Below are 18,332 nucleotides of genomic sequence, written 5' to 3'. Positions count from 1 at the left end.
TTTGCGGTGACGGCTGCCGTGCAGCCGTTGAGTCTTAACGAAAAGTAAACTAAGCCAATCCTGCGGCGGACAATGAACCAGCGAGCGATGGAGAGATCGCGGTGTTTCGTGTCCGTAATGTCGATTGCCTGCGTTCCGATCCTGTCCCGCCGACCGGTTCCAGTTCCTCGACGACGATGAATACGGTTTCGCGCGGCCGCAGCAGCGGCCTGCGTCTGGTCGCCATGGCCGGTGTCGGGCTCGCGCTCGGCGCGGGCGGCACGATCCTGACCGTCTCTCTGGTCCAGGCCGAGGACGACGCCGGCATCCGCGCCTTCTATCGCGAGGAAGCCACCCGCCGGGCCGAGCGCGCGCCGCCACGGGCGGCCTACACCTCCGTTCCGGTGTCGGCCTATGCTCCGGCGCGCCAGACCTGGTCCCTGCCCTTCTTCCAGCAGGCGCGCCCGGATGGGCGCCTCGCACCGCCGCCGGTCGCGCTCAACCCGTTCAAGCCGGTGCAGGCGGCGCCGAAGCAGGCGCAGCACAAGCCCAAGCTGCCGGCGATCCGCTACGACACGGTGTCCGGCGCGGCCGATGTGACACGCACCATCTGCGTGCGCCTGTGCGACGGCTTCCAGGCGCCGATCGGCCACCTGCGCAGCCAGTCCGACCTCAAGGCGCATGAGGCGCTCTGCCAGGCCGCCAATCCCGGCGTGCCGGTCAAGGTCTTCAAGGTCGCGGCCGGCGCCGCGACGATCGACGACGCCGTGGCGAACGACGGCAAGACCTATCGCCAGCTGCCGATGGCCTATGCCTATGAACGCGGCGCCGATCCGGCCTGCCGCCCCGCCATCGCGACGGCGAAGGATCGCCGCGTCTCGCTGCTGCGTGACTTCACCTTGCGACCGGGCGACAGCATCGTGCTCGACGGCCGGGTGCGGACCTTCACCGGCGGCAAATGGCCCTACACCACCGCGGATTTCCGCGATTTTCGCGGCTCGCCCGATCTGACCGCCAGCGACCGCCGCAAGATCGACGAGAAGGTCGGCATCTCGCATATGGAAGCACAGGCCCGCGCCTTGCGCCGGCAGATGCGGGTGCGCGAGGCCAGCCTGCATGACGACAGCTATGCGAGCGACGCCGATACGCTCGGCCTACGCGGCCTGCTCAGCCCGCGCGATCCGATCGCCAATCCGGCGCGCGTCGTGCTGCAGACGCCGTTTTCGCGGAACTGAGCGAGGGACAAGATGATTATCCTAGGCTTTTTGACCTAGGATAATTCACCCAAGCCCTGTTGAAAGACCGATGGACGGCGGGCTGCCCTTCCGGCACATTCGCTGCGTTGCAGCATGGAGCCGAGCATGACCACCAAGACGCCGCGCCAGTTCTTCCGCCCGCTGGCGATTGGCGCGCCGGAGCCCTATCGCGAGCTGCCGCTGCGGCTGGAGCGGATGATCCATTTCGTGCCGCCGCATCTGGAGAAGGTGCGCGCCAAGGTTCCCGAACTCGCCGGCCAGGTCGACATCGTGCTCGGCAATCTCGAGGACGCGATCCCGGTCGAGGCCAAGCAGGCGGCGCGCGACGGCTTCATCGAACTCGCCAAGGCGACCGATTTCGGCGCGACCGGCCTGTGGACCCGCGTTAATGCGCTGAACTCGCCCTGGTTCCTGGACGACATCGCCGCGATCATGGGCGAGATCGGCGGCAAGCTCGACGTCGTCATGGTGCCGAAGGTCGAGGGTCCCTGGGATATCCATTATGTCGACCAGCTGCTGGCGCAGTACGAGGCGCGGCATGCCCTGCCCAAGCCGGTGCTGATCCACGCCATCCTGGAGACGGCCGAAGGCGTGAAGAACGTCGACGCCATCGCCACCGCCTCCCCGCGCATGCACGGCATGAGCCTTGGGCCGGCGGATCTCGCCGCCTCGCGCGCGATGAAGACGACCCGCGTCGGCGGCGGCCATCCCGAGTATAAGGTCATCGCCGATCCCACGCCGGATGGCGGCCCGCGCGCGATCGCGCAGCAGGATCTTTGGCATTACACCCTCGCGAAGATGGTCGATGCCTGCGCCTCGGCCGGCCTGAAACCCTTCTACGGCCCGTTCGGTGATTTCTCGGACGCAGCCGCCTGCGAGGCGCAGTTCCGCAACGCCTTCCTGCTCGGCTGCGCCGGCGCCTGGACGCTGCATCCCTCGCAGATCGAGATCGCCAAGCGCGTCTTCAGCCCCGATCCCGACGAGGTTTCCTTCGCCAGGCGCATCCTGGAGGCGATGCCGGACGGCTCGGGCGCGGTGATGATCGACGGCAAGATGCAGGACGACGCCACCTGGAAGCAGGCCAAGGTCATCGTCGATCTGGCGCGGCAGGTGGCAGCCCGCGATCCGGCGCTGGCGGCGCGCTACGGCTTCTGAACCGAGCCGGCCCGCGACATCCACGGATATTGACGCATTTGCGACGTAATCCTACGTCAAGCGCAGGGGGCGGCGACACCGGCTGTGACGGGCCGGTTTGGGGCTGAACGAGGATCATGGAATCACGCACGGCGAAATTCCGCATCGGCGACGTTGTACGCCACCGCGTCTATCCGTTCCGCGGCGTGATCTTCGACGTCGATCCGGTGTTCTCGAACTCGGACGAATGGTGGCTGGCGATCCCGGAGCATCTGCGCCCGTCGAAGGACCAGCCCTTCTATCACCTCTTCGCCGAGAACGAGGAGACCGAGTATGTCGCCTATGTCTCGGAACAAAACCTCGTGATCGACGAGTCCGGCCAGCCTATCCGCCATCCCCAGGCGCGCGAATATTTCCGGCGTGACCGCAAGGGCAAGTACCGGCTCGACAAGGCCGAGCTGAACTGATCTGCCAGCCTTCCGACCAACATGCTGCGTGCTGACGAAGGAGTGGTTTCGTGAGCACCAGCCATGCCGATATCGTCATTCTCGGTGGCGGCCATAACGGGCTCGTCTGCGCCTTCTATCTCGCCAAAGCCGGGCTGAAGGTCACTGTGCTGGAGCGGCGCGCGGTGGTCGGTGGCGCGGCCGTCACCGAGGAATTCCACCCCGGCTTCCGCAATTCCACGGCGAGCTACACGGTCAGCCTGCTCAACCCGCGCATCATCGCGGAGATGGAACTGGCCCGGCATGGGTTGCGCATCGTCGAGCGGTGCATGGCCAACTTCCTGCCCTTGCCGGACGGGCGCTATCTCGCCGCCGGCGAAGGGCGCACGGAAGCAGAAGTGGCGAAGTTCTCTGACCGCGACGCCGAACGGCTATCGGCCTATGGCGAGCGGCTGGAACGCATCGCCGCCATGCTGCGCGATCTCGTGCTGCAGGCGCCGCCCAATCTCGGTGACGGCAGCTGGCTCGCTGCGCTGCCGCAGATGCTGGACGCCGCCGCCATCGGAAGGCGCATCGCCGGGCTCGACCAGTCCGGGCGGCGCGATCTTCTCGACCACTTCACCAAATCGGCCGGCGACTGGCTCGACGGCTGGTTCGAGAGCGATCCGGTCAAGGCGCTGTTCGGCTTCGACAGCGTGGTCGGCAACTATGCCAGCCCCTATACGCCGGGCTCGGCCTATGTGCTGCTTCATCACGTCTTCGGCGAGGTCAACGGCAAGCGCGGCGCCTGGGGCCATGCGCTCGGCGGCATGGGCGCGATCACGCAGGCGATGGCGCGGGCCTGCGCGGAACAGGGCGTCGAGATCAGGCTGGAGACGCCGGTCGCACAGGTGCTGACCGAGAAGGGCCGCGCCGTCGGCGCCGTGACCGAGCAAGGCGATGTGGTGCGGGCGCGCGCCGTGGTGTCCAATCTGCATCCGCGCCTGCTGTTCGAGCGGCTCGTCGATCCGGCGACCGTCCCCGCCGACTTCAGCGAGCGCATCCGGCGCTATGCCTCGGGCTCCGGCACCTTCCGGATGAATCTGGCGCTGTCGGAGCTGCCGCGCTTCGCCTGCCTGCCCGAACCGGGCGACCATCACACCGCCGGCATCATCATCGCGCCGTCGCTCGCCTATATGGACCGCGCCCATGCGCAGGCGCGGCTGTCAGGCTGGTCGAGCGAGCCGATCGTCGAGATGCTGATCCCGTCGACGCTCGATGATGGCCTCGCTCCGCCTGGCCGGCATGTCGCGAGCCTGTTCTGCCAGCATGTCGCCCCACAACTGCCGGATGGCGAGAGCTGGGACGGGCATCGCGACACGGTCGCCGATCTGATGATCGACACCGTGGACCGCTATGCCCCGGGTTTCCGCGCCTCCGTCATCGGCCGGCTGGCGCTGGCGCCGAGCGATCTGGAGGCGCGTTTCGGACTGGTCGGCGGCGACATCTTTCATGGCCGGCTGACGCTCGACCAGCTCTTCAGCGCCCGCCCGGTGCTCGGCCATGCCGATTATCGCATGCCGGTGCCGGGCCTCTATCTTTGCGGCTCAGGTGCCCATCCGGGCGGCGGCGTCACCGGCGCGCCGGGGCACAATGCGGCCCGCTCCGTGCTCGCCGACCTGAAGCCCCGACGCTTCAGGCTGCGGTCACTGCGAGCGTGACCGAACCCATCTCCCGTCAGGGATTGCTGCTGACCCGTTCGGCCTGCGGGAAGCGTGCGCCGAAGGCCCCTTCCCGCTCGGACGGCAATCTCACCAGCAGGTCGAGCGTGCCGTCCTCGGCATCCTCGCGCTCGAGGATCTCGCCATTGGCGTGCAGCCACGCCAGCGACTTGCCGTCGCCCGGCTCCAGCGTGAGCCGGTAGACCGGCCGCGTACGTGCGATGCGCCGCTCGATCGCGTCGGTCAGCCGTTCCATGCCCTCGCCGGTCAAAGCGGAGACCAGGACCGGGCGCGAGGCGCCGGGCTTGAGCTCGGTCAGCGCCGCCTGGCGCTCGCGCTCGTCGCCCGAGAGCAGATCGGCCTTGTTCCAGACCTCGATGACGCGGTCGCCATCCTCCGGATCGATGCCGAGATCACGCAGGATGCCCTGGACGTCGGCAGCCTGGGCCTGCGTGTCCTCATGCGAGACGTCGCGGACATGCAGCAGCACATCGGCCTCGATCGCATCCTCCAGCGTGGCGCGGAAGGCGGCAACGAGCTGCGTCGGCAGGTCGGAAATGAAGCCGACCGTGTCCGAGAGCATGATCCTGGCGCCGTGCGGCAGCTTGAGCGCCCGCGCCGTCGGGTCGAGCGTGGCGAAGAGCATGTCCTGCGCCAGCACTTCGGCGGAGGTCAGCCGGTTGAACAGGGTCGACTTGCCGGCATTGGTGTAGCCGACGAGCGCAACCACCGGATAAGGCACGCGCTTGCGGCTGGCGCGATGCAGCGAGCGGGTGCGCTTCACGCTGTCGAGCTCGCGCTCGATCTTGGTCATCCGCTCCTGGATGATGCGCCGGTCGGCCTCGATCTGGGTCTCGCCGGGGCCGCCGAGGAAGCCGAAGCCGCCGCGCTGGCGTTCCAGGTGGGTCCAGGAGCGCACGAGCCGGCTCTTCTGGTAGTTGAGATGGGCGAGCTCGACCTGCAGCGCGCCTTCGCGCGTGCGGGCGCGCCGGCCGAAGATCTCGAGGATCAGGCCGGTGCGATCGATGACCTTGCAACCGAAGGCCTTCTCAAGATTGCGCTGCTGCACCGGCGACAGGGCGCAGTCCATCACGACGAGACCGATCTCCTCGATCTTGACGCGCTCGGCGAGCTCCTCGACCTTGCCCTTGCCGAGATAGGTCGCGGGCCGCAGCGCCGTCAGCACCACCGGGATCGCCTCGACGATCTGGAGGTCGATGGCGCCGGCGAGGCCGAACGCCTCGTCCAGCCGCGCCGCATGGCTGCGCTGGTTCTCGTCGCCCGCAGCGGCCCGGCTGGCGGCATGGCGCGCCAGATAGGGACCGATCACAAAGGCGCGAGTGTCCGCAGCCAAGGCATGCTCGGCCGCATCGATCGAGATGCCGATTGCGCTTCCGCTGCCTGTCGTCGAGCCGCCGGCCTTGCCGCCCACGGTCAGGCCTTGTCCGTGTCCTCAGGCTCGAACAGCTGGACCGGATGGCCCGGCATGATCGTCGAGATCGCGTGCTTGTAGACGAGCTGCGAATGCCCGTCGCGACGCAGGAGAACGCAGAAATTGTCGAACCAGGTGACGACGCCCTGCAATTTGACGCCATTCACGAGAAAGATGGTGAGGGGAATCTTCTGCTTGCGGACGTGATTGAGAAAGGTGTCCTGTAGATTTTGAGCCCGCTCGGCGGCCATGGGTAACCCCTGTTGTTGGGATCGCAATCGGCTTGCCCTTGCGATCCAGATCGTTCCGTTCGGCTTCGGCGCCAATCGCCGGGCCGTCGGAACACCGACACTCCATTAGATCGCGACCCGGCGAGAACGCGCAAGGGTTGCGGAACGCCAATTTCAGCCGGCCGCCTTGCGTGCAGTGCAACACAGCGGCCGGATTTCAGCCCACGCCGAGCGATTTGAGCTTACGGTGCAGGGCTGAACGCTCCATGCCGATGAACTCGGCCGTGCGTGAGATGTTTCCAGAGAAGCGGGCAATCTGCGCCATCAGATACTCGCGCTCGAAGATCTCGCGAGCATCGCGCAGCGGCAGGCTCATCAGCTTCTCGCCGCCCGAGCCGGACGGCGTCGTCGGCACCATGGCGCCGACCTCGGCCGGCAGCATGTCGACCGTGATCTCGGCCCCGGGATCGCCCTTGGTCAGGATCATCAGCCGCTCGACATTGTTGCGCAGCTCGCGAACGTTGCCCGGCCATTCATGCGATTGCAGGATCGCCATGGCGTCGCCGCCGATCTGGCGCTTGGGCAGGCCGCTCGCGACCGAGATCTGGTCCATGAAGAACTCGATCAGCTCGGGGACGTCCTCACGCCGTTCCGACAGGGCCGGCACGCGGATCGGCACCACGCCGAGCCGATGATAGAGATCCTCGCGCAATAGGCCGTCAGCGATCAGCTTGGCGAGGTCACGACTGCTGGAGGAGATGATCCGGACATCGACATGGACGCGGGTCGCCCCGCCGACGCGCTGGAAGTTCTGGTCGACCAGCACGCGTAGGATGCGATTCTGCGTCTCGCGCGGCATGTCGCCGATCTCGTCGATGTAGAGCGTGCCGCCATGGGCTTCCTCGAGCGCGCCGACGCGGCGCGAGCGCCCGTCGCCGCCCTCGATGCCGAACAGTTCCTCTTCCATCGTCTCGGGGGTGATCGTCGCCGCGTTGATCACGACGAAGGGGCCGGCCGAGCGGGTCGAGGCGTCGTGCAGGGTGCGCGCGGTCAATTCCTTGCCGCAGCCCGGCTCGCCGGTGATCAGCACGCGGGCATTGGTCGGCGCGACACGCTCCAGCGTCTGGCGCAACTGGTTGACCGCGGTCGAGCGGCCGACGATGCGGCTGGCCTGGACCGAGCGGGTCTTGAGCTCGCGGACCTCACGCCGCAGCCGCGAGGCTTCCAGCGCGCGCTCGGCGACGAGCACGAGCCGGTCGGCCTTGAACGGCTTCTCGATGAAGTCGTAGGCGCCGCTCTTGATCGCCGAGACGGCGGTCTCGATATTGCCATGGCCGGAGATCATCACCACCGCGAGGTCGGGATGGCTCTCCTTGATCAGCTCCAGCACCTGCAACCCGTCGAGCCGGCTGCCCTGCAGCCAGATGTCGAGGAAGACGAGGTTGGGCCGCCGCGCCGCGATCGCGGCCAACGCCTCGTCGGCGGAGCCCGCCTTGCGCGTGCGGTAGCCTTCGTCCTCCAGGAGGCCGGCTACCAGTTCGCGAATATCGACCTCGTCGTCGACGACGAGAATGTCAGCACTCATGCCTTCGTCCCGTTTACTTGTCGTGCGGCGGAATCCGCCGTGCTCTTGCCTGTTTCTGGTCTGTCTTCGCCGGCTGGCGGCGGTCCGGTCTCGATGAACCAGAGCCTGATGCGGGCACCGCGGGCGCCGTCGGGCCGGTCGAGCAGCTCAATGCCGCCGCCATGGTCCTCGAGGATCTTGCCGACGATGGCGAGGCCGAGCCCGGTGCCGCCGTCACGGGTGGTCATATAGGGCTCGAGCAGCTTCTGGCGCTGGTCGGCCGGCAGGCCCTTGCCGTTGTCGAGGATGTCGATGACGATCCGGCCGTCCTGCGTCCGTTCGAAGCCGATCTCGATGCGGCCCTTGCCGCGCTCCTCGGCCGGCACGGCCTGGATCGCCTCGGTCGCATTCTTGATGACGTTGGTCAGGGCCTGCGAGATCAGGCGGCGGTCGAAATGGGCCAGGACCGACGCCTCCGGCAGGTTGTCGGTGATGTCGATCTCGGGATTGCCAACCCGCATCAGGAAGGCGACCTGCCTCGCCGTCTCGACGATGTCGTCCCGAGCCGGCGACGGCTTGGGCATGCGTGCGAAGGACGAGAACTCGTCGACCATGCGGCGGATGTCCTCGACCTGGCGCACGATGGTGGCGGTGCACTGATCGAAGATCTCTTTGTCGTCGACGATGACGCGGCCGAACTTGCGGCGGATGCGCTCGGCCGAGAGCTGGATCGGCGTAAGCGGGTTCTTGATCTCGTGGGCGATGCGGCGGGCGACGTCGGCCCAGGCGGCGGTGCGCTGCGCCGAGACGAGATCGGTGATGTCGTCGAGCGTCACGACGAGGCCGGCTCCGGCGCCCTCGCCTTCGCGCGTCGCGCGGATGTTGAGCATGCGCTCGCGGCCACCGCGCGTGATCGCCGCCTGGCTGGAACTCAGGCGCTGGCGATTGCTGAGCGCCTCGGAAACGAAGCCCGCGATCTCGGGAACGACGCGTGCGACCGGCTCGCCGAGCAGCCGGCCGCCGGAGCCGAGCAGGGTCTCGGCCGAGCGGTTGCTGAGGGTGATGTGTCCGTCCTCGTCGATGCCGAGCACGCCCGAGGAGACTCCGGAGAGCACCGTCTCGGTGAAACGCCTTCGCCGGTCGATCACTTCGCTCGCCGTAACCAGGCCATCGCGCTGGCGGCGTAGTTCAGCGGTCATCTTGTTGAAGGTCTCGCCGAGATGGGCGAGATCGCCCTCCGCTCGTCGTATCGGCACCTGGACGTAGAAATTGCCGCTGGAGACCTGGTCGGTGGCGTGGATCATCCGCCGGATCGGGGCGACGAGGCCGTTGGCGAAATTGAGGCCGAGCCAGATCGCCGAGAGCAGCAGGATCACCGAGATCAGCGCGTACATCGAAGCGAAGGCGATCTGCACGCCCTTCCGGCGCGCATCGATGCCGAGATATTCGACGACAGCGCCGCGGGCGACGGCCGGGAACTCGACGGCGAGCGGATCGACCTCGCGGGCGACATAGAGGAAGGCGCCGTCATAGCTCGGCAGCTTCATCAGCGCGCCGAAGACCCGGCCCGTCGAGGGCAGCACGCAGATCGGCTCCGGCGAGCTTTGCGCATCCTCGAAGGCGTCGGCATTCGGCTTGTGGGCATCGCGCAGCACGTCGATATTGGCGCGGACGAGGATGTTGTCCGGCGGCTTCATGATCCAGGCCACCGGCAGGCCGAGCGCCGTGGCGCGCGCCGTCAGGAAGTTCTCGAACCAGCGCCGATCGGCGTCATAGGCGGTCTTAGCGCGCCCGAGATCGTCGGCGAGCAGGCGGATCTCGCGGCCGAGCGAGCGGCACTGTCCCGTCGTATAGGCGTCGGCAACCTCGACGGATTTGAAGATCACGTCGCGCATGCGATCGGAGAACCAGGGTTCGAGACCGCGCTCCAGCGTCGCGGTCGCGATGATCGCGACAAGGACCGCCGGCAGCGCGGCGACGATGCTGAACAGGCTGACGATCCGCACATGCAGGCCGGCGGCCGCGACGCCCTTGCGTCTGGCGCGGATCAGAACCGCCGCCTCGAAGGCGACGATGATCAGCAGCAGCAGGATCAGCAGGCCGTTGATGATGAAGACGCCGACCACGACCTCGTGGACCGGCGCGACCGGCGTCGCGCCCGAAAGCACGAGGAAGGTGGTGAGCGCCGAGACCAGTGCGAAGCCGACGACGAGCGCGCCGAGCCAGCCCGAGACCCGGCGCGGCGGGTCGTCGCTCCGGGGCGTCATGCGCATGTCGCCGGTCGATGTGGTCAACGTGAAATCGGAGCTCCGTTGCCGCGGCGCTCCGTCACTGGAGCCGCCGCACAGCGCACTGATGCGCCGCCGCAACGGTGTTGTCAAAATATGACAGATGCAAGGCAGCCACAGTGGCTGCCCTCAACGCGGCGAGCGGACCACCTGCATGTCGAGCTCGCGGATCTTCTTGCGCAAGGTGTTGCGATTAAGTCCCAGCAACTCTGCGGCGCGAATCTGATTGCCACGCGTCGCCGCCAGGGCAGCCGCGATCAAGGGCGGCTCGATCTCGCGCAAGATGCGGTGATAGAGGCCGGGCGGCGGGATCTGGTCGCCGAAACCGCCGAAATACTGGCCGAGATGGCGCTCGACCGAACCCGAGAGGGTCTCGGCCCGCTCCGGCGCGCTGCCGCTCCCGGCCTGTATAGGAGCGCCGCTCGCCGGCTGCAGCTCGGCTTCGACGATCGGCGCGGTGATCGTTTCCTGCGGATAGAGCGCGGCCAGACGCCGCACCAGATTTTCGAGCTCGCGAACATTGCCGGGCCAGCGATAGCGCCGCAGCACGTCCATTGCTTCCGAATCGATCTGCTTGCGCGGCAGCCCTTCCTTCTCGACCAGCGCGAAGAAATGGCGGACGAGGTCGGGAATATCCTCGACCCGCTCACGCAGCGGCGGCAAGCGGATCGGGACGACGTTGAGGCGGAAGAACAGGTCCTCGCGGAACAGCCCGTGCGCGATCGAGATGCGCAGGTCCTTGTTGGTCGCGGCGACGATGCGGACATTGGTCTTGATCGGGGTGCGGCCGCCGACCGTGGTGTATTCGCCTTGCTGCAGCACGCGCAGCAGCCGCGTCTGCGCCTCCATCGGCATGTCGCCGATCTCGTCGAGGAAGAGCGTGCCACCCTCAGCCTGCTCGAAGCGGCCGGAGGAACGGGTCAGCGCGCCGGTGAAGGCGCCCTTCTCATGGCCGAACAGTTCCGATTCGATCAGGTCCTTCGGGATCGCCGCCATGTTGATCGCGACGAAGGGGCCGTTGCGGCGCTTGCCGTAGTCGTGCAGGGCGCGGGCGACCAGCTCCTTGCCGGTGCCGGATTCGCCGTTGATCATCACGGTGAGATCGATCGGCATCAGTCGCGCCAGGGCGCGGTAGACGTCCTGCATCGCCGGCGAGCGGCCGACCAGCGGAATGTCCTCGGGCTCGGCCGCGTGGCTGCGCGCGGCATCGTTGCGTGGCCGCGACAGCGCCCGGCCGACGATGGCGACGAGTTCCTTCAGGTCGAAGGGCTTGGGCAGGTATTCGTAGGCGCCGCGCTCGGAGGCCTTGATCGCGGTCATGAAGGTGTTCTGCGCGCTCATCACGATGATCGGCAGCTCGGGCCGGACCCGCTTGATGCGCGGCAGCAGGTCGAAGGCGTTGCCGTCCGGCATCACCACGTCGGTGATGATGAGATCGCCGAGGCCCTGGGCGGCCCAGGTCCAGAGCGTCGCCGCCTGACCGGTGGTGCGGACTTCGTAGCCGGCGCGGGCGAGCGCCTGGTTGAGGACGGTGCGGATCGCGGCGTCGTCGTCGGCGATGAGGATGTTACCCGTCGGCATGCGCTTTTCCGTGTCCTACTCGTCTTTTCACCCAGCCTGAGACGGCTTCGCCTCATGCAGGGGCAGTCGAATGCGAAATGTCGTACGTCGCGGAACGGAGTCGCATTCGACGATTCCGCCGTGATCGCCGATCACCTTGGCGACGAGTGCAAGTCCAAGGCCACTTCCCTGCGCCTTGGTAGTGACGAAGGGATCGAACAGGAGTTGATGCAGGTCGGGCGGCACGCCGGGCCCATTGTCGCGGACGCCGATCTCAAGCGGCAGAGCGAGCCTTGCACCGGAACCGGGCGCCTGCATCCGGATGCCGGGGCGGTAGGCGGTGGTCAGCGTGATCTCGCCGTCGATGGCGTCCTGGCCGATCGCTTCGGCCGCGTTCTTGACCAGGTTGAGCAGCACCTGGACGAGCTGGTCGCGATTGCCCGCGACCGGCGGCAGCGAGGGATCGTAGACCTCGCTGAAGCGGATGTGGCGGGCGAAGCCCGACTGCGCCAGCCGCTTCACATGGTCGAGCACGTCATGGACGTTGACCGGCCCGCGCTCGCTCGGGCGTTCGTCGCCGAACAGTTCGACGCGCTCGACCAGCTTCACGATCCGGTCGGCCTCGTCGCAGATCAACTGCGTCAGCAGGCGGTCCTCGTCGCCGACGGAAGCCTCGAGCAATTGCGCCGCACCGCGGATGCCGGAGAGCGGGTTCTTGATCTCATGCGCCAGCATGGCGCCGAGCGCGGTGATCGAGCGGGCTGCCCCTCTATGCGTCAATTGCCTGTCCATTTTTTCGGCAATTGTCCGTTCTTGCAGCAGAAGCACCACCGCGTCGGGCTGGCTGGGCAGCAATGAGGCAAAGACGTCGACGACCCGGTCGAGGCCGAGACGGGGCGAAGCGAGCTCGACCCGGTATTCACTGACGCTGGCGCCGCGGCGTTGCACCTCCTCGACCAGCCCCAGGACCGGCGAGCCGAAGGCGACGAGATCGTCGAGGCGCTGGCGCTTCAGGACGGGCGCGCTGGCCTGGAAGAAATCCTCGGCGGCGGTGTTGGCGTAGAGGATGCCGTGCCCCTCCCCGATCACCAGCACAGGCATGGGCAGGACGTTCAGCGCCTGGATTTCGAGCAGGTCGGACAAGGGATCGTACCGCTCCTCCACACTGTCGTTGAACAAGGCCATCGTCATCTGCGGGCTTTCGTGGTCAGGCGGCCGCGCCGAGGCGGTCGGTCGAGAACAATTGCCCGAGCGCGGCGATTGCCCGGGCGGGCTCGGTGGTGGTGAGAAGCTCGCGGCGCGCGCGCTCGTCGGGCTCCAGTCCGCTGGCGAGCGCCTCGTCGGCATAGGCGGCGAGGTGCTTGCGAGCATGTCGGACGCCGGATTCGCGCCCCATCAGCGACAGGAGGCCCTCATAATGTTCGCGGGCAATGTCGTGCTTGGCAGCGAGTGAAACGTGCGCCGGCTCGCGGCCGGTAAGCGCAGCACCGATCGTGCCGGGTAGCCAGGGACGGCCCATCGCAGCCCGGCCGACCATGACATAGTCGGCGCCCGACCGTTCCAGGCAGGATTGCGCCTGCTCCAATGTGGCGATGTCGCCATTGGCGACCAGCGGGAATGTGCCGGCGGCGCGTACCGGGCGGATCGCGGCCCAGTCGGCCTGTCCCTTGTAGAATTGTTGCCGCGTGCGGCCATGGACCGTGATCGCAGCTGCACCGGCGAAGACGGCCCGACGCGCCAGTTCCGGCGCGTTGCGGCTGGCATCATCCCAGCCGAGCCGCATCTTGACCGTGACCGGCACCTTCACCGCCGCGACGACCGCCTCGACCAGGCCGACAGCGTGGTCGAGATCGCGCATCAGCGCCGAGCCGGCCCAGCCGCCGACGACGCGTTTGGCCGGACAGCCCATATTGATGTCGACGATATCCGCGCCGGACGCTTCGGCGACCTGCGCCGCCTCGGCGAGCCAGCGCGCCTCGCAGCCGGCGAGCTGGACGACATGCGGTGTGACGCCGGCGCCCTCGGCCCGCAGCCGCGCCTCCTCGCTGCCGCGGACGAGCTCATCCGAGGCGACCATTTCGGAGACGACGAGCCCGGCGCCGAAGCGCGCGGCGATCCGGCGCATGGCCAGATCGGTCACGCCCGACATCGGCGCCAGAAAGGCCGGCGAGACCGGCAGCAGGCCGCCGATCGACATTTCGCGCTCGCCCGAATTTGAGGCAGTTTCCATTCTGCCGATTTATTGGACAAATGCTGCGCCGCGCAAGAGAATTTCACGCCATGTTGCATTGCAATATCGACATGCTCGTTTTTAGCGAGTGCAGGCGCGATGGTAGTGACGGCTTGGCGGCAGGCTGTTGCCGTCCTATCAGCGAACCCTATCCAGCGGAGCTAAGAGGATTGGATGACATCGGCCGTTGCCGCCCTCATCGTTGCCGCCGGGCGCGGCCTGCGCGCCGGGGCCGATGCTCCCAAGCAGTATCGGCGGCTCGGTAATGTGCCGGTGCTCTGCCGCACGCTTGCGCCGTTCCTTGCCGAAAGCCGGATCGGCACGGTGCTGGTGGTGATCGGCGCCGGCGACCGTGCACGCTATGACGAGGCGATCGGCCATCTTCCGGAACTGGTCCGCACTCAAATGACCGCGCCGATCGAAGGCGGCGAGACCCGACAGGATTCGGTTCGCGCGGGATTGGAAGCGCTCGCCGCCACGGGTTTTGCGGGCAGCGTGCTCGTGCATGATGCCGCCCGCCCCTTCGTCTCGCCGGCCCTGATCGAGCGGGCACTGGCGGCAAGCGCCGAGCATGTCGCCGCCATCCCGGCGCTCGCGGTCACCGATACCGTCAAGCGCATCGACAGCAACGACCTGATTGCGGAAACCTTGCCACGAGAGCAGCTGGTCTTCGTGCAGACGCCACAGGCCTTCGCCTTGGCGGAGCTGCTGGCTGCGCACCGGGCTGCCCATGCCGCCGGGGCTGGCGGCTTCACCGACGATTCCGCCATCATGGAATGGGCCGGCCACCGTGTAGCCACGTTCGCCGGGGATCCGGTGAACCTGAAACTGACCTATGCGGAGGATTTCGAATTGGCCGAGCAGCGTTTCGCCCGTCCGCTCGTGACCCGTACCGGTACCGGTTACGACGTCCATGCCTTCGCGGAAGGCGACCATGTCTGGCTCGGCGGCATCCGCATCGCGCACAGCCGCGGCGTCACGGCGCACTCCGACGGCGACGTCGCCCTGCACGCGCTGACCGATGCGGTGCTCGGCGCCCTGGCCGATGGCGATATCGGCAGCCATTTCCCGCCAAGCGATCCGCAATGGCGCGGCGCCTCCTCAGACCGCTTCCTTGCCTTCGCCGCAAGCCGCGTCCGGCAGCGCGGCGGCCGGATCGATCATCTCGACCTCACCATCGTCTGCGAGGGCCCGAAGATCGGCCCGCATCGCGACGCGATCCGGGCCCGCATCGCCGAGATCGCCGGCCTGCGCCTTGACCAGGTCGGCACCAAGGCGACGACCTCGGAGCGGCTGGGCTTCACCGGGCGCGGCGAGGGCCTCGCCGCGCTCGCCACCGCCACCATCCGCCTGCCCGAGCCGGAGTGAGGCCATGTTCGATCTCGACATCCGTTCACTTGCCGCGGAATTGCTGACCATCTCACGCGAGCGCGGCATCACCGTCGCGACGGTCGAATCCTGCACGGGCGGGTTGGTCGCCGGAGCGCTGACCGCCATCTCCGGCTCGTCCAGCGTGGTACTCGGCGGCCTCGTCACCTATTCCAACGAGGCGAAGACGGTACTGGCCGGCGTCCCGGCCGAGCTGATCCGCCAGCATGGCGCGGTCAGCGAGCCGGTCGCACGCGCCATGGCGGAAGGCGGCCGCGAGCGGCTGTCGTCGCGGCTCGCCGTCTCGGTCACCGGCGTCGCCGGCCCGGATGGCGGCAGCGAAGCAAAGCCGGTCGGGCTGGTTCATTTTGCCTGCGCCAACGGCGCATGGACGCTGCATCGCGAGAAGCGCTTCGGCGCCAAGGGCCGCGACGAAATCAGGCGCCTGAGCGTGCTCGAGGCGCTCGATCTGCTGCGCGAGGCGGCGCTGACCGTCGAATAGGCGGCTCGCCTATTTCGGCGAAAGCTGCCGCCAGATCGCGCCGATAATATCGGCATAGTCGTCGCTCCAGGGACGGGTCGTCCCGGGACTGGCGTGCTGCTCCCAGCCTCTCACGACCGGACCGGGATCAACCCCCGGCCGCGTGACGAGCGCGACGCTGGGTGCGGATTTCAGCGCCCGCAGATCGGCTTCGATCCGGGCCGAGTTGTGGAGCCAGCTCACCAGTCCCTGGCCTGCCGCCGTCGCCCTGACCACGGATGCCAGCTCCATGTTCCGATTGGAGATGTGCAGGAGAACGGCGCCATCCGGCTTGAGCTTGCTCACATAGAGCGCCAGGGCCTCGCCAGTCAGCAGATGGACGGGGATCGCATCGGACGAAAACGCGTCCACGACGATCAGGTCGAGCGAGCCGTCGCGCGCGTCGGCGAGCGTCAGCCGTGCATCGCCGATGACGAAGGTCGGTGTGGGTGCGCAGGCGGCAAAGAAGCCGAAACGGGCCGGATCGGTCGCGATCTTGATCACGGCCTGGTCGATCTCGTAGAAGCGCCAGTCCTCGCCCGCGCGCGCCTGGCAAGCGAGCGAGCCCGTCCCGACGCCGATCGCCGCGACGGCAGCAAGCTTGCCTCCCTTCGCTTGGCGGACGGAGTCGATCCCGTCGGCGATGCCGCCACCGGTGTAGTAGTAGGTCAGCGGCTCGGGCCGCCCCGATACCGGCGTGCCGTCGTCCTGACGCAGGCGCTGCGCGCCATGGACCGTGCTGCCGTGACTGAGCACACGGAAGCGGCCATCCGTGGTCTCGGTGATGCGGTGCACGCCGAAGAAGGAGCGCACCATGTCCGTCCGCGAGGCTTCGCTGACGATCTGAGTTCCCAATCCGACGATGGCGAGCCCGGCGAGCGCCACTCCCTGCAGTCGCGATGGACGGATCGAGGTGAAGCCCGGCCGGCAGAGCACACCGGCTACGATAAGCAGTGGGTATTCTGCCACCGAGTTGAACAGCAGCGGCGCGAGCAAGGCGGCAAACACCCCACCGAGCACGCCGCCGAGCGACATCCAGAGATAGAAGCCCGTCAACCCTGCTGCAGACGGCCGCAACCGCGCCAGCTCGCCATGCGCGACCATGGCCGTGACGAACAGAACGGAGAGATGGAAGACCAGTTCAGGGCCCCAGTCCAGGCGTAGACTGAACACTGTCAATGCCATGTAGCCGAGGACGAGCAGCAGTTGGGCATTCAGCATCCAGCCATGGCGCAGCAACGGCTTGCGCTGGAAGACGATGACGAATGTCAGCAGGAAGAGCGCCAGCGGAGCGACCCAAAGCAGCGGCCCGGCCGCCACATCGGTCGAGATATGGGCGGTCACCGCAACCAGCAGACCTGACGGCACGAAGGCCAGGACAAGCCAATGCAGCTTGCGGCCGGCGGTGACCGGCTCGGCGACGAGCGGGGTCGCATTGCGCCCGCTCGTCGACGGCCCGACGCTCAGGCCGGCGCAGGCCGTTATGCCGGCGAGCAGCAGGCCGAATCCCCACGCCCAGGCCGACGCCTGCGTCACCAATCTCAGGGTCGGCTCGACAGCGAACGGATAGGCGAGCAAGGCGAGGAAGCTGCCGATATTCGAAGCGGCATAGAGGAAGTAGGGGTCGCGCGCTTGCGCATGTCCGGTGCGCGCGAACCAGGCCTGCAGCAGCGGCCCGTTCGCCGCGATGGCGAAGAATGGCAAGCCGACCGAAGCGGAAAAGAGCAGCAGAAGCCAGGCAAACTCGCCTTGCTGCGGCGGCCGCTCGAAGCCGGCGGCGATACCGATGGGTAGCGAGGTTGCCACGACCACGATCATCAAGGCGATGTGGATCAGCGCGGCACGCCGCACGCTGAAGCGGCTGACCAGCCAGTGCGCATAGGCATAACCGGCAAGCAGCATGGCCTGGAAGAAGACCATCGCCGTCGACCAGACCGCCGGCGAGCCGCCGAGCTTGGGCAACACCATCTTGGCGAACATCGGCTGGATGCCGAAGAGCAGGAAGGCGGAGAGAAAGATCGTGCCGGTATAGACCGGCAGAACCGCGCTCATCCGACGCGCGCCAGCACCGGCACCCGCCTGCACAATTGGAGCTTCCATGCCTTCCCCCTGCCGGAACAAGGGAATGATGACGCAAGCAGCTTAAGACTAGGTGAGCGCCGCCGGGTTGCTTTTCCCGTAGATCGCATCGGCGCGCTTCTCGAAAGCCTCGGCGAACTTGCGGAAGGCCTTGTCGAACATCGCGCCCATCAGCAGGCCGAGCATGCGGCTGGCGAATTCGTAGGAGATGAAGAAGCCGATCTCGCTGCCCGTATCGAGCGGCTTGAAGCTCCAGCGGTTCTCCAGATAGCGGAACGGCCCATCGACATATTCGACAAGGATCTTGAGATTCGCCGGGTCGAGCGTGACGCGGCTGGTGAAGGTCTCGCGGATCGCCTTATAGCCGACAGTCATGTCGGCAAGCAGCACCTCCCCGCCACCCTCGCGCGGCGTGCGCCGGCGGACCGTCAGCCCCTCGCAGAGCGGCAGGAACTGCGGGTACTTCTCGACATCCGCCACGAGCGCGAACATCTCTCCGGGTGAGTGCTTCACCCGGCGGGTGCTGTTGAACATCGGCATGGGACT

General features: G+C 67.4%; 15 protein-coding genes. 6 read left to right on the top strand and 9 right to left on the bottom strand.

Annotation, left to right across the window (positions count from 1 at the left end; translation table 11 throughout):
- Positions 1–101 precede the first annotated feature (101 nt).
- The 4 genes from AC3WLC_RS16455 (at position 102) to AC3WLC_RS16440 (ending at position 4,515) form a co-directional block, all read left to right on the top strand.
- Positions 102–1,214, top strand: coding sequence for a DUF2865 domain-containing protein (locus AC3WLC_RS16455; protein WP_493684987.1), 1,113 nt, complete (start codon positions 102–104; stop codon positions 1,212–1,214).
- Positions 1,215–1,340: 126 nt separating this feature from the next.
- The gene (locus AC3WLC_RS16450) at positions 1,341–2,390 is read left to right on the top strand and encodes an HpcH/HpaI aldolase/citrate lyase family protein (RefSeq protein ID WP_493684986.1); all 1,050 of its coding nucleotides are present in this window, start codon (positions 1,341–1,343) and stop codon (positions 2,388–2,390) included.
- Between the two features lie 116 nt (positions 2,391–2,506).
- Positions 2,507–2,836, top strand: coding sequence for a heat shock protein HspQ (gene hspQ, locus AC3WLC_RS16445; RefSeq protein WP_091829030.1), 330 nt, complete (start codon positions 2,507–2,509; stop codon positions 2,834–2,836).
- Between the two features lie 50 nt (positions 2,837–2,886).
- Positions 2,887–4,515 (top strand): phytoene desaturase family protein, encoded by a 1,629-nt coding sequence (locus AC3WLC_RS16440; RefSeq protein WP_493684985.1) that lies wholly within the window; start codon positions 2,887–2,889, stop codon positions 4,513–4,515.
- Positions 4,516–4,531: 16 nt separating this feature from the next.
- On the opposite strand, the gene hflX is transcribed toward AC3WLC_RS16440, so the two are convergent.
- From hflX to dusB, 7 genes are all read right to left on the bottom strand, one after another.
- Positions 4,532–5,869 carry a GTPase HflX gene (gene hflX / locus AC3WLC_RS16435; RefSeq protein ID WP_493684984.1) on the bottom strand — a complete coding sequence of 446 codons (1,338 nt, stop codon included), beginning with the start codon at positions 5,867–5,869 and terminating at the stop codon, positions 4,532–4,534.
- A gap of 80 nt (positions 5,870–5,949) precedes the next feature.
- Positions 5,950–6,198, bottom strand: coding sequence for an RNA chaperone Hfq (gene hfq, locus AC3WLC_RS16430; RefSeq protein ID WP_057192822.1), 249 nt, complete (start codon positions 6,196–6,198; stop codon positions 5,950–5,952).
- Between the two features lie 196 nt (positions 6,199–6,394).
- Positions 6,395–7,762, bottom strand: a complete 1,368-nt coding sequence (gene ntrX, locus AC3WLC_RS16425; protein ID WP_346360153.1) for a nitrogen assimilation response regulator NtrX — start codon at positions 7,760–7,762, stop codon at positions 6,395–6,397.
- A complete protein-coding gene (locus tag AC3WLC_RS16420) occupies positions 7,759–10,035 on the bottom strand; it encodes a sensor histidine kinase NtrY-like (RefSeq protein WP_493684983.1) in 2,277 nt (758 codons plus the stop codon). Before AC3WLC_RS16420 ends, ntrX begins: the two co-directional genes overlap by 4 nt.
- A gap of 123 nt (positions 10,036–10,158) precedes the next feature.
- Complete coding sequence (gene ntrC, locus AC3WLC_RS16415; RefSeq protein WP_493684982.1) at positions 10,159–11,610, bottom strand: nitrogen regulation protein NR(I); 1,452 nt, start codon at positions 11,608–11,610, stop codon at positions 10,159–10,161.
- A gap of 27 nt (positions 11,611–11,637) precedes the next feature.
- Positions 11,638–12,690, bottom strand: coding sequence for a two-component system sensor histidine kinase NtrB (locus tag AC3WLC_RS16410; protein ID WP_493685397.1), 1,053 nt, complete (start codon positions 12,688–12,690; stop codon positions 11,638–11,640).
- Between the two features lie 106 nt (positions 12,691–12,796).
- Positions 12,797–13,786 carry a tRNA dihydrouridine synthase DusB gene (gene dusB / locus AC3WLC_RS16405; protein ID WP_493684981.1) on the bottom strand — a complete coding sequence of 330 codons (990 nt, stop codon included), beginning with the start codon at positions 13,784–13,786 and terminating at the stop codon, positions 12,797–12,799.
- A 207-nt stretch (positions 13,787–13,993) separates the two neighbouring features.
- On the opposite strand from dusB, the gene AC3WLC_RS16400 reads away from it, so the two are divergent.
- On the top strand, positions 13,994–15,187 hold the full coding sequence (locus AC3WLC_RS16400) for a bifunctional 2-C-methyl-D-erythritol 4-phosphate cytidylyltransferase/2-C-methyl-D-erythritol 2,4-cyclodiphosphate synthase (RefSeq protein WP_493684980.1): 1,194 nt from the start codon (positions 13,994–13,996) through the stop codon (positions 15,185–15,187).
- Between the two features lie 4 nt (positions 15,188–15,191).
- Positions 15,192–15,689: a CinA family protein gene (locus AC3WLC_RS16395; protein WP_493684979.1), complete on the top strand. Its 498-nt coding sequence runs from the start codon at positions 15,192–15,194 to the stop codon at positions 15,687–15,689.
- A gap of 9 nt (positions 15,690–15,698) precedes the next feature.
- Here the strand turns inward: AC3WLC_RS16395 and AC3WLC_RS16390 are convergent, their stop codons facing one another.
- A complete protein-coding gene (locus AC3WLC_RS16390) occupies positions 15,699–17,759 on the bottom strand; it encodes a fused MFS/spermidine synthase (RefSeq protein ID WP_493684978.1) in 2,061 nt (686 codons plus the stop codon).
- Positions 17,760–17,855: 96 nt separating this feature from the next.
- Positions 17,856–18,326, bottom strand: coding sequence for a type II toxin-antitoxin system RatA family toxin (locus AC3WLC_RS16385; protein ID WP_493684977.1), 471 nt, complete (start codon positions 18,324–18,326; stop codon positions 17,856–17,858).
- Positions 18,327–18,332 lie beyond the last annotated feature (6 nt).

The sequence above is a fragment of the Allobosea sp. GW821-FHT03A12 genome (assembly GCF_058986765.1).
This window is presented reverse-complemented; position numbering and strand designations above follow the sequence as displayed.

Bases quoted from the DNA above. Each gene is read 5' to 3' on its own strand.
- AC3WLC_RS16450 (WP_493684986.1), top strand. From the start codon at position 1,341: ATGACCACCAAGACGCCGCGCCAGTTCTTCCGCCCGCTGGCGATTGGC.
- AC3WLC_RS16400 (WP_493684980.1), top strand. From the start codon at position 13,994: ATGACATCGGCCGTTGCCGCCCTCATCGTTGCCGCCGGGCGCGGCCTG.
- AC3WLC_RS16385 (WP_493684977.1), bottom strand. From the start codon at position 18,326: ATGCCGATGTTCAACAGCACCCGCCGGGTGAAGCACTCACCCGGAGAG.
- AC3WLC_RS16390 (WP_493684978.1), bottom strand. From the start codon at position 17,759: ATGAGCGCGGTTCTGCCGGTCTATACCGGCACGATCTTTCTCTCCGCC.
- AC3WLC_RS16395 (WP_493684979.1), top strand. From the start codon at position 15,192: ATGTTCGATCTCGACATCCGTTCACTTGCCGCGGAATTGCTGACCATC.
- AC3WLC_RS16410 (WP_493685397.1), bottom strand. From the start codon at position 12,690: ATGCCTGTGCTGGTGATCGGGGAGGGGCACGGCATCCTCTACGCCAAC.
- ntrC (WP_493684982.1), bottom strand. From the start codon at position 11,610: ATGCCGACGGGTAACATCCTCATCGCCGACGACGACGCCGCGATCCGC.
- hspQ (WP_091829030.1), top strand. From the start codon at position 2,507: ATGGAATCACGCACGGCGAAATTCCGCATCGGCGACGTTGTACGCCAC.
- dusB (WP_493684981.1), bottom strand. From the start codon at position 13,786: ATGTCGATCGGCGGCCTGCTGCCGGTCTCGCCGGCCTTTCTGGCGCCG.
- ntrX (WP_346360153.1), bottom strand. From the start codon at position 7,762: ATGAGTGCTGACATTCTCGTCGTCGACGACGAGGTCGATATTCGCGAA.
- hfq (WP_057192822.1), bottom strand. From the start codon at position 6,198: ATGGCCGCCGAGCGGGCTCAAAATCTACAGGACACCTTTCTCAATCAC.